Annotated in this window: 12 protein-coding genes; 8 read left to right on the top strand and 4 right to left on the bottom strand. The window is 68.7% G+C overall.

Annotated features, from left to right (window positions below):
* Positions 1–10 precede the first annotated feature (10 nt).
* The gene (locus tag METRZ18153_RS0119570) at positions 11–652 is read left to right on the top strand and encodes a thiol:disulfide interchange protein DsbA/DsbL (protein ID WP_020166333.1); all 642 of its coding nucleotides are present in this window, start codon (positions 11–13) and stop codon (positions 650–652) included.
* Positions 653–669: 17 nt separating this feature from the next.
* Complete coding sequence (locus METRZ18153_RS0119575) at positions 670–1452, top strand: SDR family oxidoreductase (RefSeq protein ID WP_232416097.1); 783 nt, start codon at positions 670–672, stop codon at positions 1450–1452.
* 73 nt (positions 1453–1525) lie between these two features.
* On the opposite strand, the gene thiD (METRZ18153_RS0119580) is transcribed toward METRZ18153_RS0119575, so the two are convergent.
* The 4 genes from thiD (METRZ18153_RS0119580) to thiD (METRZ18153_RS0119595) are packed head-to-tail and all read right to left on the bottom strand — an operon-like array spanning position 1526 to position 5192.
* Positions 1526–2323 carry a bifunctional hydroxymethylpyrimidine kinase/phosphomethylpyrimidine kinase gene (gene thiD / locus METRZ18153_RS0119580; RefSeq protein WP_020166335.1) on the bottom strand — a complete coding sequence of 266 codons (798 nt, stop codon included), beginning with the start codon at positions 2321–2323 and terminating at the stop codon, positions 1526–1528.
* Positions 2324–2351: 28 nt separating this feature from the next.
* Complete coding sequence (gene hemL, locus METRZ18153_RS0119585; protein WP_020166336.1) at positions 2352–3635, bottom strand: glutamate-1-semialdehyde 2,1-aminomutase; 1284 nt, start codon at positions 3633–3635, stop codon at positions 2352–2354.
* Between the two features lie 11 nt (positions 3636–3646).
* On the bottom strand, positions 3647–4264 hold the full coding sequence (gene thiE, locus METRZ18153_RS0119590) for a thiamine phosphate synthase (RefSeq protein ID WP_020166337.1): 618 nt from the start codon (positions 4262–4264) through the stop codon (positions 3647–3649).
* Positions 4254–5192: a bifunctional hydroxymethylpyrimidine kinase/phosphomethylpyrimidine kinase gene (thiD, locus tag METRZ18153_RS0119595; protein ID WP_415857699.1), complete on the bottom strand. Its 939-nt coding sequence runs from the start codon at positions 5190–5192 to the stop codon at positions 4254–4256. Before thiD (METRZ18153_RS0119595) ends, thiE begins: the two co-directional genes overlap by 11 nt.
* Positions 5193–5268: 76 nt before the next feature.
* Between thiD (METRZ18153_RS0119595) and METRZ18153_RS0119600 the strand changes: the two genes are divergently transcribed.
* From METRZ18153_RS0119600 to METRZ18153_RS0119625, 6 genes are all read left to right on the top strand, one after another.
* Complete coding sequence (locus tag METRZ18153_RS0119600; protein ID WP_020166339.1) at positions 5269–5457, top strand: rubredoxin; 189 nt, start codon at positions 5269–5271, stop codon at positions 5455–5457.
* Between the two features lie 117 nt (positions 5458–5574).
* Complete coding sequence (locus tag METRZ18153_RS0119605) at positions 5575–5973, top strand: response regulator (RefSeq protein WP_020166340.1); 399 nt, start codon at positions 5575–5577, stop codon at positions 5971–5973.
* Between the two features lie 38 nt (positions 5974–6011).
* Positions 6012–6395: a response regulator gene (locus METRZ18153_RS0119610; RefSeq protein WP_020166341.1), complete on the top strand. Its 384-nt coding sequence runs from the start codon at positions 6012–6014 to the stop codon at positions 6393–6395.
* Entirely contained in the window at positions 6388–6897 is a 510-nt protein-coding gene (locus METRZ18153_RS0119615; RefSeq protein WP_020166342.1) for a chemotaxis protein CheW, read from the top strand. The genes METRZ18153_RS0119610 and METRZ18153_RS0119615 overlap by 8 nt, the downstream gene beginning before the upstream one ends.
* A 64-nt stretch (positions 6898–6961) precedes the next feature.
* Positions 6962–9037: a methyl-accepting chemotaxis protein gene (locus tag METRZ18153_RS0119620; protein ID WP_020166343.1), complete on the top strand. Its 2076-nt coding sequence runs from the start codon at positions 6962–6964 to the stop codon at positions 9035–9037.
* A complete protein-coding gene (locus METRZ18153_RS0119625) occupies positions 9034–14853 on the top strand; it encodes a hybrid sensor histidine kinase/response regulator (RefSeq protein WP_020166344.1) in 5820 nt (1939 codons plus the stop codon). Before METRZ18153_RS0119620 ends, METRZ18153_RS0119625 begins: the two co-directional genes overlap by 4 nt.
* The last annotated feature ends 51 nt before the right edge of the window (positions 14854–14904 follow it).

Consider the following 14904-nt stretch of genomic DNA (forward strand, 5'->3'; position numbering starts at 1 on the left):
AGGAGACAGCATGAAATTCGGATTCAAAGCCCTTGCCGCGCTGGCCGTCGCCGGCTTCATGTCCATCGGCACCGCCACCGCCGCGCCGCTGACCGACAAGGACTACCGTGAAATCAAGCCGGCGCAGTCCACCGAGCCGGGCAACAAGGTCGAAGTGATCGAGTTCTTCTGGTACGGCTGCCCGCACTGCTTCGACCTCGAACCGACGCTGAAGAAGTGGCTGGCCAAGCTGCCGGCCGACGTCACCTTCAAGCGCGTACCGGCGATCTTCCGCCAGTCGTGGGTGGCCGGTGCGCAGACCTACTACACGCTGGAAACCATGGGCGAGCTCGATCGCATGCACGGCAAGGTGTTCGACGCGATCCACGTGGATCGCCAGGCCTTCAACGACATCGGCACCATCTCGACGTGGATGAGCAAGAACGGCATCGACGGCAAGAAGTTCGAGGACACCGCCAAGTCCTTCGCCGTGTCGGGCAAGGTGCAGCGCGCGCAGCAGATGAGCGCCGCCTACCAGCTGACCGGCGTGCCGGCGCTGGTGGTCGATGGCAAGTACATCGCGCTGGGCAACAGCTTCGACGGCATGCTCGCCAACCTCGACGCGCTGATCGACCGCGCCCGCGCCGAGCGCGCTGCTGCCGGCAAGAAGTGAAAGCGGACGGTTCGACGATGACGACGGGTGCCCGCGCGGCACCCGTTGTTTTTTTGACCGGCGCATCGACCGGCATCGGCGAGGCGCTGGCGCGCCATTACGCGGCACAGGGCGCCACACTCGGTCTGGTCGCGCGCCGCGCCGAGCTGCTCGAAAAAGTGACGGCCAGCCTGCCGGGCCAGCACCTGCACTACACCGCCGACGTGCGCGACACCGACGCGCTGCGTGCTGCAGCGGAAGATTTCATCGCCCGCGTCGGCGTGCCCGACGTCGTCATCGGCAACGCCGGCGTATCGGTCGGTACGCTGACCGGCGAACAGGAAGACCTGCCCGCGTTCGAGGCGGTGTTCGACATCAATGTGCTGGGGCTGGTGCGCACCTTCGCACCCTTCGTGAAACCGATGCAGGCGCGCGGCTCGGGCACGCTGGTGGGCATCGCTTCCGTCGCCGGCATCCGAGGCCTGCCGGGCGCCGGCGCCTACAGCGCGTCGAAGGCGGCGGCGATCAGCTACCTGGAAAGTCTGCGCGTCGAACTGCGCGGCAGCGGCGTACGGGTGAAGACGCTGTGCCCCGGTTACATCGACACGCCGATGACCGAGAAGAACCCTTACCCGATGCCCTTCATGCTCGAAGCCGCCGACGCCGCCGAACGCTTCGCCCGCTTCATCGACGGCCCGCGCAGCTATGCCGTCATCCCGTGGCAGATGGGCATCGTCGCCAAGTTGATGCGGCTGCTGCCCAACGCGGTGTACGACGCGCTGGCGTCGAAGTCAGGGCGCAAGCCGCGCGGCACGCTGTAGGGCCGATACAAGACCCGGGCCGCGGGACTCAAGGAAACGGCATTGCGGCCGTGCCAGCGCGTGAGGTGACCCGTCATTTCCACAGTGCGTGGAAGTGGTGCACCGGACCGCGTCCCCTGCCGACCTCCAGCCGGTCCGCGGCGGCCAGCGCGGCACCCAGATAGTCTTTCGCCTGGCGCACCGCGCTCACCACGTCGGTGGTCGGCAGCAGCGCTGCCGCAGCGGCAGCCAGCGTGCAGCCGGTACCGTGATCGCGGGTGGTGTCGATACGCTGCGCCGGCAGCGCAAGTTCTACGTCGGGGCCGGCGAGCAGATCCGTACTGTGTGGCGCGCGCAGATGACCCCCCTTAAGCAGCACCCACTGTGATCCGAGCGCGCGCAGCGCGGTCAGCATTTCGCGCATGTCGTCCAGCGTTTGCGGCGGCGGGCGGTCGAGCAGCACCGCCGCTTCCGGCAGATTGGGCGTGATCAGCGTAGCCAGCGGCAGCAGTTCGTCGCGCAGCGCGGCCACCGCATCCGGCAACAGCAGATGGTCGCCGCTCTTGGCCACCATGACCGGATCGACCACCACCGGGCAGCGCGCATGCCGCCGCAGCCGGTCCGCCACCACGCGGGCGATCGCCGCGTTGGCGATCATGCCCACCTTCACCGCATCGACCCGCACGTCGTCGAACACCGCGTCGATCTGTTCGCCGACAAACTCCGGCTCAAGTGCGACGAAACTGCGCACGCCGCAGGTGTTCTGCGCCACCACCGCGGTGATCGCGCTCATGCCATAGACGCCGAGCGCGGAAAAGGTCTTGAGGTCGGCCTGTATGCCGGCGCCACCGGTCGGGTCGGTGCCGGCGATGGTGAGGACGTTGGGGATCATGGCCGTCCCATGCAAGCCGCGCTTGCTGTCACGCCACCTTCGCAAACGCCGCCTTCGCCCGCGCGATGGTCTGCGCCACGTCGTCCTCGCTGTGCGCGCCCGACACGAAGCCGGCTTCGAAGGCCGACGGTGCGAGGTAGACGCCGGCGTCCAGCATGGCGTGGAAGAAGCGGTTGAAGCGCTCGCGGTCGGACTGCATCACTTCGGCGTAGCTCGCCGGGCAGCCGTCGCGGAAGTAGAGGCCGAACATGCCGCCGACCGACTGGGCCGAGAAGGTGACGCCGGCCTCTTTCGCGGCGGCGACCAGGCCGTCGCAGAACTGCTTGGTGCGAGCGGCGAGGCGGTCGTGGAAGCCGGGGGCGTTGATCAGTTCCAGCGTCTTCAGGCCGGCGGCCACGGCGACCGGGTTGCCGGACAGCGTGCCGGCCTGGTAGACCGCGCCCAGCGGCGCGATGGCGGACATGATGTCGCGCCGTCCGCCGAAGGCGCCGACTGGCATGCCGCCACCGATCACCTTGCCCAGCGTGGTCAGGTCGGGCGTGATGCCGAACAGGCCCTGGGCGCCGACCGGGCCGACGCGGAAGCCGGTCATCACCTCGTCGAAGATGAGTACCGAACCGTATTTCGTGCACAGCGCGCGCATCGCGTCGATGAACTCGCGGCTCGGCACGATGAGGTTCATGTTGCCGACGACCGGCTCGACGATGACGCAGGCGATGCGCTCGCCGTGGTTGCGGAAGCAGTCTTCGAGCTGCTGCACGTCGTTGTAGTCGAGCACCAGCGTGTGCTTGGCGAAGTCGTCCGGCACGCCGCCCGAACTCGGGTTGCCGAAGGTGAGCGCGCCGGAGCCGGCTTTCACCAGCAGGCTGTCGGCGTGGCCGTGGTAGCAGCCTTCGAATTTCACGATGGCGTCGCGACCGGTGAAGCCGCGCGCCAGCCGGATGGCGCTCATCGTCGCCTCGGTGCCGGAGCTGACCAGGCGCACCTGTTCGATCGACGGCACGCGCGCGCACAGCGTTTCCGCCATAACGATTTCGGCTTCGGTCGGCGCGCCGAACGAGAGGCCGCCGACGGCCGCCTCCTGCACTGCGCGGATCACCTCCGGGTGCGCATGGCCGACGATGGCCGGGCCCCAGGAACCGACGTAGTCGATGTATTCGGTGCCGTCGGCGTCCCACAGCCGGCTGCCTGCGCCGCGGGTGAAGAAGCGCGGCGTGCCGCCGACCGAGCGGAAGGCGCGCACCGGCGAATTGACGCCGCCCGGAATGCTGCGCTGGGCGCGTTCGAAAAGTTGTTCGTTGCGGGTGCTCATGGGGAATTCCTTCAGAAAAGCCTGGCGTAGGCGCGGGCGCGCGCCGCGATGTCGGGCGCGTCGAACAGGTCGGACACCACGGCCAGCAGATCGGCGCCGGCAGCGATCAGTTCCGGCGCGCGCGCAAGCGTGATGCCGCCGATGGCGCAGCGCGGCAGGCCGAGGTTGGCCACTTCGGCGAAACGGCCGATAGAGGCCGGCGGTGCGGCGGGCTTGGTGCTCGATGCGTACATCGAGCCGAAGGCGACGTAATCGGCGCCGTCGCGCGCGGCGGCCCGGGCCAGCGCCGGGTCGTCGTAACAGGACACGCCGATCAGCGCGTCACGGCCGAGCGCCTTGCGCGCCAGCGCCGGGCCGCCGTCGTCGCGACCGACATGCACGCCATCGGCGCCGCAGGCCTTCGCCAGTTCGATGTCGTCGTTGATGATGAACAGCGCGCCGCAGACGGTGGTGATCGCGCGCAGCGCGTCGGCGTCGGCGCGCCGCTGCACGGTGTCGGTGGACTTGTTGCGGTACTGCAGCACGACCGCGCCGTTGCCGCAGGCGGCTTCGGCCGCGCGGTACAGCGCGGCGCCGCTCAGCGCTTCCGGCGTCACCGCGTACAGGCCGCGCAGCGGCTTACGCGTCATCGTCGGACTCCCGGTCGGCGGTCGCCGCATTGTGTTCGCGCAGGAAGAAGAAGCGGTCTGGCAGGTGCTGGCCCATGCCCGGCCGGAAACCGGCCTGCAGCGTGCGCCAGGTGTACTCCTGCGCAGCGTGCGCCGCTTCACCGACGTCGAGGCCGTGCGCCAGCCAGGCTGCCAGCGCCGACGCCAGCGTGCAGCCGGAACCGTGGTAGCTGCCGGGCAGACGGTCCCACTCGTCGCGGCGGATGACGCCACTGCGCCCGTACAGCACGTTGGCGACGCGGGTGGTCGATTCGTGCGTGCCGGTCAGCAGCACGTGGCCGCAGCCGGCGGCGATGAGCTGACGCGCGCACTGTTCCAGCGTCGGTGCGGCCGCACCCGCGCCATCGTCCCGCTCGTCCTCGTCGTCGTCGCTTTCGTCATCCTCGTCGGCGAAATCATCTCCGTCGTCGTCCTCGTCGTCGGCCTGCGCCAGACGACGGGCTTCGAGGCTGTTGGGCGTCAGCACGGTGGTCAGCGGCAGCAGCAGTTCCTGCAGCGCGATCACCATGTCCTCGTCGGCGAGCTCGTCGCCACGGCCGGACGACAGCACCGGATCGAGCACCACCGGCACGTCGGGGTAGTCGGAAATGATTTCGGCGATGGCGGCGATGTTCTCGATGCTGCCCATCACGCCGATCTTGAACGCCGCGACCGGCATGTCGGCGAGCAGCACACGCGCCTGATCGACCAGCAGGTCGTCGTCCATCGGCACGACCTCTTCAACGCCGGCGCTGTCCTGCACCGTGACGGCCGTCACGACCGTCAGCGGATGGCAGCCCAGGGCCGACAGCGTCATCAGATCGGCCTGCATGCCGGCCCCGCCAGTGGGGTCGGTCGCCGAAAAACACATGACAAGCGGAGGATGCGCCCGCACATCAGAATTGACCATAAAGCGCGCGCCCGGATTGTCGTTACAGATGGTTAATTACGGTAATATCGACCGGATTCTAACAAACCAACCTGCCATGAGTTCCACTGTCACGGCCGAATTCCAGACTTACATGTGTCTCATCTGCGGCTTCATCTACGACGAAGCCGCCGGTCTGCCGGAAGAGGGCATCGCCCCCGGCACTCGCTGGGCGGACGTTCCGCCCAACTGGACCTGTCCCGAGTGCAGCGCACGCAAGGACGATTTCGAGATGGTCCAGATCTGAAACACGCATCGGTCGCGGACCTGTCGGGCCGGTGCATCCGCCTCATGAAGACCAACCGGGTGCCGTCGCCGCGCAGTCCAGCGGCAGAACGGCGTGCGGACAACAGGGGAGAACATCTTGGCTGAATCGGGTGGCAATACCGGCGTCAAGGTGATGGTGATCGACGACAGCAACACCATACGCCGCAGTGCCGAAATCTTCCTGGTCCAGGCCGGGTACCAGGTGGTCCTCGCCGAGGATGGCTTCGACGCCCTGTCGAAAATCAGTGACCACCACCCCCAGGTCATCTTCTGCGACATCATGATGCCGCGCCTCGACGGCTACCAGACCTGCGCGCTCATCAAGAAGAACCCCCGTTTTGCCGCTACTCCCGTCGTGATGCTTTCGTCACGCGATGGCCTGTTCGACCGCGCACGCGGCCGGATGGTCGGCTCGGACGAATATCTCACCAAGCCCTTCACGAAGGACAGCCTGCTGCAGGCGGTGTCGCGTCACGCGCGCAACGGCGCTGACTGAGACGCCTTACACCGTATCCACCGAACGCGGAGCCGACGATGGCGATCAAGCGCATCATGGTGGTGGACGATTCGCCCACCGAACGCCATGTTCTGAACGACTTCCTGACCCGCAAGGGCTTCGAGGTCATCATCGCCGAGAACGGCGAACAGGCCATCGAGAAGGCCAAGGCCGAAAAGCCCGACCTCATCCTGATGGACGTGGTGATGCCGGGCATCAACGGCTACCAGGCCACCCGCACGATCACCCGCGACGACAGCACGCGCGACATCCCGGTGATCATGTGTACCAGCAAGGACCTGCCGACCGACCGCATCTGGGGCATGCGCCAGGGCGCGCTCGACTACATGGTCAAGCCGGTCAACCTCGAAGAGCTGCTCGGACGCATCGCCCAGCTCGGCGCGGCAAACAACAATGGCTAAGCTCTCGCTGCGCGAGTTTCAGGAAGAGCTGGCCCGCAAGCTGTCGGACACCTCGGGCGCCACCAGTACGCGGGCGCTGCTCGGCCTGCAGTCCGGCGCCGAACTGTGGCTGATCGATCTGGCCGAGTCCGGCGAAATCCTGCCGGTGCCGGCGCTGACACCGGTGCCGCTGGCCACCGGCTGGCTGCGCGGCGTCGCCAACGTGCGCGGCGTGCTGTACGCGGTCAGCGATTTTTCCGCCTTCCAGGGCAATGCGCCGACCGCGCTGACCAGCGACGCCCGGCTGCTGCTGCCGCACGCCAAGTTCGGCTGCAACAGCGCGCTGCTGGTGTCGCGCGTGCTCGGCCTGCGCGCACTCGACGATTTCGAACCGGCCGACGCGGCACCGGATCCGCGGCCCTGGGTTTCGACGCAGTTTTCCGACACGCAGGGCCGGCTGTGGCGCCGCTTCGATCCGCGCAAGCTCTACACCGACGCGCGTTTCCTCGACGTCGCCGCCTGATTGCAGCAGAGGCTGACAGCACACCGTCCTCCAAGAACCGAACAGCCCTCCAGGAATAGCTCCGATGGCACTGAACATCCCAGGACTGAAATCCGCCCGTCCCGCCGACGGCAGCAGCGCCCCCACCGCGCCACGCGGCACCCTCGGTTTCCTGCGCGGACGCCTGCCGCTGATCGGTCACCTGCCGCTCGAACAGCAGGTACGCGTGCTCGGAACGCTGTTCCTGTTCTTCATCGTGATCGCCGCCTTCCTTGTCTGGCAGGACTTGCGCATCACCCGCTACAACGCGAGCTATGTATCGGCCGCCGGCCAGATGCGCACGCTGAGCCAGAGCATGGCGAAGTCGGCGCACCAGGCGCTGGCCGGCGAGTCGGCCGCCTTCGCCGAACTGGCCGCCTCGCGTGACGCCTTCTTCCGGCTGCTCGACCGCGTCACCCAGGGCGGCGAGATCGACGGTGTCGACGTGCCGGCCAGTTCCGGTGCGGTGCAGGGGTCGCTGCAGCAGCTCGACGCGGCCTGGTCAGGCTTCGATCAGAACGTATCGGCCGTGCTGGCGCAGGAAAAGGCGCTGCGCGCGCTCGGCGACGCCGCCCGCGCGCTCGACCAGCAGGCGCCGGCGCTGGCCGCGGCGGCAGCACAGACCGCCGTCGTGCGGGCCGGCAAGGACGGCAACCTGTTCCACAGCTTCGCCACCGTGCTCAGTCAGGTGCAGGCTGGCGCGCACGCGACCGCGGCCGACGCACCGGCGACGCTCGCCCGCAGCGTGCCGGCGCTGCGCGACGCCGCGCAGCAGATCGAGACGCTGGCCGAAGGCGCGGCGCGCGACACCTTCAGCAGCGCGCGCGCCGTGATCGACCGCCCGCTCGGCGTGCTGGCCGGTGAGCTCGACAAACCCGAAGCACTGGCTGGCGCACGCAAGGCCGGTGCTGCCGTGCTCGCCGAGGCGGCGACGCTGTCGAAACTGACGGATGAACTGGGCGCCGGCTACGTCGCCGAACGCGAGGGGCGGCTGGCCCTGGCCGGTGCCGGCGCGCTGTGCGTGCTGCTGGCTCTGGTCAGCGTCTTCCTGATGGTGCGCGCCTACAACGAGGACCAGAACGAACAGCGTCTGCAGGCCGAAGGTTCGCGCGAGGAAGCGAAGCGCGAGAAGGACATGACGCAGCAGGCCATCCTGCGGCTGATGAACGAGATGGGCGACCTCGCCGACGGTGACCTGACGGTGCGCGCGACGGTGTCGGAAGACATCACCGGCGCCATCGCCGACTCGGTCAATTACACGATCGAGGAACTGTCGGTGCTGGTGAAGCGGATCAACGACGCCGCCGGCCGCGTGACCGAGGCGTCGGAAACCGCGCAGCGCATCTCGACCCAGTTGCTGACGGCGGCGGAAAAGCAGTCGCGCGAAGTGACCGAATCCGGCCAGTCGGTGCTGGCGATGGCGCAGTCGATGAATATGGTGTCGCAGGAGGCGACACGCTCGGCGCAGGTGGCGCGTCAGTCCCTGGCCGCGGCGCAGAACGGCTCGACCGCGGTGTCGAACTCGATCCGCGGCATGAACGACATCCGCGAGCAGATCCAGGAAACGTCGAAGCGCATCAAGCGGCTGGGCGAATCGTCGCAGGAGATCGGCGAGATCGTCGAGCTCATTTCCGACATTACCGAACAGACCAACGTGCTCGCGCTGAACGCGGCCATCCAGGCCGCGAGTGCCGGCGAAGCCGGTCGCGGCTTCACGGTGGTGGCGGAGGAAGTGCAGCGTCTGGCCGAACGTTCGGCCGAGGCGACCAAGCAGATCGCCGCCATCGTTCGCACCATCCAGACCGACACCCAGGACGCCGTGGCGGCGATGGAAAACTCGACCCGCGGCGTGGTCGAGGGGGCACGCCTGTCGGACGCTGCCGGTCAGGCACTGGGCGAGATTTCGACCGTGTCGTCGGAACTGGCGCAGCTGATCGAACGCATTTCGTCGTCCGCCCAGGTTCAGGCGGAACAGGCCACACGCGTGGCGCAGGGCATGCAGGGCATCCTGCGCATCACGGAGCAGACCACGGTCGGCACCAAGCAGACCGCGGTGTCCATCGGCCAGCTGGCGGACCTCGCCGCTGAACTCAAGGGCTCGGTCGCGGGCTTCAAGGTATGAACACCTCTACCAGCGAACAGGATCTGGGCCCGCTGATCTGGGTCCGCGGCGAGATCGACCTCGCCCTCGTGCGCGCCGCCGAGGCACTCGGTGACGGTCAGCACGGCAGCGGCGCCGAAGCACTGAAATTCGCCCAGACACACCTGCACCAGGCGCGCGGCGCGCTGGCCATCGTCGGTCTCGACGGCCTGACCCATTTCTGCGACGCGCTCGAACAGACACTGGCCGACTGGCACGGTGGCCGGCTCGTCGACACCGGCACCGCCGGTGCTGTCGCGCTGCGCGCCATCGCCGCGATCCGCACCCACCTGGACGAACTGGTAGCCGGGGGCAGCGACCAGCCGATGCGGCTGATGTCGCTCTACCGCGACCTGATGGCGCTGCGCGGCGAAGCCGTGGTGGCGCCGTCGGAACTGTTCTTCCCCGATCTGACGCTGCGCCCGCCGCCGGCACCATCCGCCGCCGCGGCGCTGTCGCCGCTGGATCGCGCGCGCGCATTGCGCAGTGCGCGCAGCCAGTTCGAACGCGGCCTGCTGCGCTTCCTGCGTGACGACCGCGACGGCCTGCTGCAGATGCGCCAGGCCGTCGGCGCGATCGAACAGACGCAGACCGCACCGGCCACGCGCGCCTTCTGGTGGGTCGCCGGTGCGCTGTTCGACGGCATGGCGCAGGGCGCCATCCAGGGCGATTTCTTCATCAAGCGGCTGTGCGCGCGCATCGACGTGCAGATGCGCCGCCTGCTCGAAGGCTCGCGCGGCGTGGCCGAGCGGCTGATGCGTGACTCGCTGTACTTCATTGCCACCGCCGAACACCCGACGCCTGCACTGCGCGCGGTGCGCGACACCTACCGGCTGGACACGCTGCTGGCCACCGACGCCGACACGCGCGACGACATCGCCGCGCTGCGTCCGGCGCTGGCCGCACTGCGCGAGTCGCTCGGTCAGGCCAAGGAGGCGTGGACGCGCTTCTCGTCCGGCGCCGCCGTGGCGCTGCCGCAGTTCCACGAACAGTGCGAATCCATGGTCGCGTCGGCGGCGCGCGTCGGTCAGCCCGACCTCGCCCGGCTCGCCGCGGCACTGCTCGACCTCGGTCAGTGGCTGCGGCGCGATCCGCTGCAGCACCAGGAAAACCTGGCGATGGAAGTCGCCACCGCACTGCTGGTGATGGACGCACTGGTCGAGCAGTTCAGCCGCGCCCAGAGCGACGACCTGCCGGCCCAGGTCGATACGCTGATCGACCGCCTGGCGCGCGCTCGTCGCGGCGAAACACTGCCGGCGATGCAGATTCCGCTGTTCGACGAAATGTCGCGCCGCGCCCAGGAGCGGCTGTTCATGGGGCAGGTCGCGCGCGAAATCCTGGCCAGCCTGACCGAGGTCGAACAGCAGCTCGACGCCTACTTCCGCAATCCCGCCAAGGCGGCCGAACTGGCTGCGCTGGCTGCGCCGCTGAAGCAGGTGGAAGGCGCGCTGAACATGCTGGGGCAGGACGCCGCGGTGTCGCTGGTGCGGCGCTGCGCGCAGCAGATCGCCCGCATGGCGCAACCCGACCACGTCGCCGTTGAGGGCGAATTCGAGGCGCTGGCGCACCAGCTGTCCGGCCTCGGCTTCTTCGTGGACAAGCTGCAGTACGGCCCGGCCGATCTCGACGCCATCCTGAACCCGCGCGGCAGCGCACCAGCGGCCGGCGACGCGCCGACCGAGGCGGACGAAGCCAGCGTCGAGTCGGAACTGGCAGCGCGGCGCAACGAGGCGACCCAGTTGCTCGACCGGCTGGCGCACGGCGACGCCGACGAGCGCACGCGCGACGAGCTGCAGCAGTCGCTCGAAACCATCCGCCAGGACGCCAAACTGCTGGCCGACGAAAAGCTGGAAAAGCGGGTGACCGAAACGCTGGCCGCGCTGAAGGCCGGCGACGATGCGGTGGCCGATGCGGTGCAGGCGCTGGCCGAAGCCCCGGTCGAATCGCTGGCGCCGTCTGCCGACACGGTGCGTCTGGCCGAAGCCAGCCAGGAGGAGTTCGATGCCGAACTGCTCGAAATCTTCATCGAGGAAGCGCGCGAAGTTCTCGACAACATCGCCTCCGGCACCGCCGCCGCACGTCAGGCGCCGCACAGCCAGGAGCTGTTGACTGCGCTGCGCCGTGGCTTCCACACGCTGAAGGGCAGCGGCCGCATGGTCGGCCTGCGCGACCTCGGCGAAAGCGCGTACGCGATCGAGCAGGTGATGAACCGCTGGCTGTCCAGCGAGCGCGACGGCACACCTGAGCTGTTCGACCTGCTCGACCGCGCGCGCGACCTGTTCGCCGGCTGGGTCGAACAGCTGGCCGACGGCAACACCGTCACGCCCGAGCACGGCTGGCTGCCGCCCGCCTGCGCCGCGCTGTTCGGCGGCGAGCCGGACGACAGCGAAGCGGCCCCGGCCGCGCCGGTCACCATCGAGGCGGCCGCAGCGCCGGAGGAGAACGCGCTCGACATCGAGCTCGACATGGACCTCGATTTCAATCTCGACGAGGCCGACACGGCAGCAGGCGTCATCGAACTGGACGACGCGCCGCAGGTGGTCGAGGCAACGGCCCCCGACTTCGATCTCGATCTGGACCTCGGCCTGCCCGTCGCCAGCGAAGCCGAAGCCGTCATCGACAGCCCGGAAGCGATCGATATCACGGCCGACGTCGACGCCGAAGATCTCGCCCTGGACGCCGGCACCGACCGCACGCTGTTCGACCTGTTCGTCGCCGAGGCGCGCGGCCATCTGGCCACGCTGCGGCGCGAACTTGCCCGCCTGCACGTCAATCCGTCGCTGCTGCCGACACAGGACAGCCTGATCGCCGCGCACACGCTGGGCGGCATTTCGCTGACCGTCGGCCAGCCTGACATCAGCGCGCTGGCGAAGGCGCTCGAGCACGCGCTGAGCCGCTGCGAAGCCCACGGCGAGCCGCCGGCCGACCACGAATCGGCGCTGCTGAACACCGCCGCCAGCACGCTCGAAAGCCAGGTCGGCGCGATCGCCGACGGGGGTCAGGCGCACGCTGCGCCGGCCCTGGTCGAACAGCTCGACGCGCTGTTCTTCCACACCCGCCCGGCCGTCGAGTTGCCGGTGCTGGAACTGCCGGCCGGCAGCCACGACCTCCCTTCCGCCCCGGATCTGGACGTCGGCGCCGCGGACATCGACGGAATCACCCCGATCGAAAGCGGCGCCCGTTCGGTACTGAGCGACCGCGACGGCTTCCGCTGCGGCCTCGACGCGGACGGCAATACCCAGCCCGAGCCCGAACCGGCGGCCGAAGCGGTCGATGAGAACTCGGCGCCTGAGGCCGACGCCGAACTGCCCGCGGCGGACGTCCCGCTGCTCGAAGAGCCGGCGCTCGACCTGTCGCCCGAGGAGGCGGCAGAGGCCGTGACGGCCACCGACGAAATCGTGCTCGACGAAGCGCTGGCGGACGAAGACATGCGCTTCGAGAAGGTGGCGCTGCCGGACGAGTACGTGCTGCCGCAGACCAGCGACCTGCCGACCGCGGCCGACAGCCTGCGCAGCGCGGCGCCACGTAGCGCCGCCGAAACCGCGGACGCACCGCGCGTTGCCGACGATATCGACCCGCAGCTGCTGCCCATCTTCATCGAGGAAGCGCACGACCTGCTGCGCGACATCGGCCACGAACTGCGCGCATGGCGTGAAGAGCCGGAGCAGCTGTCGGCCTCCGACGTGCTGCGCCGTCAGCTGCACACGCTGAAGGGCAGCGCGCGCATGGCCGGCGTCATGCGCTTCGGCGATCTGGTGCACAGCATGGAGGGCGTGATCGAAGCGCCCTGCAGTGCCGACGAACGCCCGGCCGTGCTCGACGAACTCGAAATGGCCTACGACCGCTGCGAGGAACTGGTCGCCCGGCTGGAACGCGGGGAAACGGGCGAGCCGCACGAAGTCGCAAGCGCGGACGCCGACGGCACCCAGGCGGTGCCGGCTGCCGGCGACGACGATGCCGGTACGGTGCGCGAGCGGCCCACGGTGCGCGTGCGTTCCGACATGGTCGACCGCTTCGTGAACGAAGCCGGCGAAATGAGCATCGCGCGCACCCGTATCGAGGGCGAACTGCGCGCGCTGCGCGGCTCGCTGAACGACCTGACCGAAAACGTGCAGCGTCTGCGCGGCCAGCTGCGCGAAATCGAGATCCACGCCGAAAGCCAGATGCAGTCGCGCATGGCGGCGGCCGAAGCACATCACGAACAGTTCGACCCGCTGGAGATGGACCGCTTCACGCGACTGCAGGAACTGTCACGGCTGATGACCGAGAGCCTGTCCGACGTGACCACCGTGCAGTACAACCTGGTGCGCAACCTCGACGCCGCCGACACCGCAATCCAGTCGCAGGCGCGGCTGAACCGCGAGCTGTCGCAGGCGCTGATGTCGGTGCGCATGGTGCCGTTCTCGACGCTTGAAGACCGGCTCTACCGGGTCGCCCGGCAGTCGGCCAAGGAGCTGGGCAAGAAGGTGAACCTCGAACTGCGCAACACGCAGATCGAGCTGGACCGCGAAGTGCTGGAACAGATGACCGGTCCGATCGAGCACCTGCTGCGCAACGCGGTGGCCCACGGCATCGAGTCGCGCGAGGCGCGCGCCGCCTCCGGCAAGTCGGAAACCGGCGAAATCGTGATCACGCTGACCCAGCAGACCAACGAAGTGGTGATCGAACTGGCCGACGACGGCGCCGGCCTCGCCTTCGACCGCATCCGCGCGCGCGGTGTCGAGCGCGGCCTGATCGCGCCGGACGAGACGGTCGACGAGCGCCGTCTGACCGGGCTGATCTTCGAACCGGGCTTCTCGACCGCGGCAGCGGTATCCGAGCTGGCCGGCCGCGGCGTCGGCATGGACGTGGTGAAGAACGCGACCACCGCACTCGGCGGTCGCATCGAAACCACGAGCGAAACCGGCCACGGCACGCGTTTCCGGCTGTCGCTGCCGATGACGCTGGCGGTAACGCAGTCGGTGCTGGTAAGCAGCGCCGGCAAGACCTATGCGATTCCGTCGTCGATGGTGCAGCACGCACGCGAACTGAAGGGCGACGCCGGCGAGGCGCTGCGCGAGGCGGGCGGACAGGATTGGCTGGGCACGCACTACCGCTACCAGTACCTGCCGCGCCTGCTCGGCGACGGTCACAGCCAGCCGGTGCCCGGCAGCTGGGCGCTGCTGATCAACAGCGGCCACGAATTCATGGCGCTGGAAGTCGATGCGCTGCGCGGCAACCAGGAAGTGGTGGTGAAGCCGGTCGGCCCGCAGCTGTCGAAGCTGGTCGGCATTTCCGGTGCCACCGTGCTGCCCGACGGCGAGGTGACGCTGATCATCAACCCGGTGGCGATCGCCGCGCGCAACCGCAGCGAACTGCTGCGCGCGACGTCAGCTGACGAACCGGTGCGCACGATGGCACCGGTGGCGCAGGCGGTCGAAGCGCCGCTGATCATGGTGGTGGATGACTCGCTGACCGTGCGCAAGGTGACCAGCCGTCTGCTGGAGCGCGAGGGCTATCGCGTGGTGACCGCGAAGGACGGCGTGGATGCGCTGGAAAAGCTGATCGACACCGAGCCGGCCGTGATGCTGGTGGACATCGAAATGCCGCGCATGGACGGCTTCGACCTGACGCGCAACGTGCGTGCCGATGCACGCACGAAGGCTATCCCCATCATCATGATCACCTCGCGTACGGCGGAAAAGCACAAGACCTACGCGCGCGAGATCGGCGTGAACCACTACCTCGGCAAGCCCTACAACGAGGCCGAGCTGCTGGAACTGATCACCGGCTACGCCCCGCCGCCCGACACCCTCTGATCAGGTTCGATCCCCGTGGGAGCGGCCTTGGCCGCGACACGGCCGCCGCCA

The sequence above is a fragment of the Methyloversatilis discipulorum genome, from assembly GCF_000385375.1.
Taxonomy (GTDB): domain Bacteria; phylum Pseudomonadota; class Gammaproteobacteria; order Burkholderiales; family Rhodocyclaceae; genus Methyloversatilis; species Methyloversatilis discipulorum_A.

Coding starts and splice junctions, on each gene's coding strand:
- METRZ18153_RS0119570 (WP_020166333.1), top strand. CDS start 11: ATGAAATTCGGATTCAAAGCCCTTGCCGCGCTGGCCGTCGCCGGCTTC.
- METRZ18153_RS0119575 (WP_232416097.1), top strand. CDS start 670: ATGACGACGGGTGCCCGCGCGGCACCCGTTGTTTTTTTGACCGGCGCA.
- thiD (WP_020166335.1), bottom strand. CDS start 2,323: ATGATCCCCAACGTCCTCACCATCGCCGGCACCGACCCGACCGGTGGC.
- hemL (WP_020166336.1), bottom strand. CDS start 3,635: ATGAGCACCCGCAACGAACAACTTTTCGAACGCGCCCAGCGCAGCATT.
- thiE (WP_020166337.1), bottom strand. CDS start 4,264: ATGACGCGTAAGCCGCTGCGCGGCCTGTACGCGGTGACGCCGGAAGCG.
- thiD (WP_415857699.1), bottom strand. CDS start 5,192: ATGGTCAATTCTGATGTGCGGGCGCATCCTCCGCTTGTCATGTGTTTT.
- METRZ18153_RS0119600 (WP_020166339.1), top strand. CDS start 5,269: ATGAGTTCCACTGTCACGGCCGAATTCCAGACTTACATGTGTCTCATC.
- METRZ18153_RS0119610 (WP_020166341.1), top strand. CDS start 6,012: ATGGCGATCAAGCGCATCATGGTGGTGGACGATTCGCCCACCGAACGC.
- METRZ18153_RS0119615 (WP_020166342.1), top strand. CDS start 6,388: ATGGCTAAGCTCTCGCTGCGCGAGTTTCAGGAAGAGCTGGCCCGCAAG.
- METRZ18153_RS0119620 (WP_020166343.1), top strand. CDS start 6,962: ATGGCACTGAACATCCCAGGACTGAAATCCGCCCGTCCCGCCGACGGC.
- METRZ18153_RS0119625 (WP_020166344.1), top strand. CDS start 9,034: ATGAACACCTCTACCAGCGAACAGGATCTGGGCCCGCTGATCTGGGTC.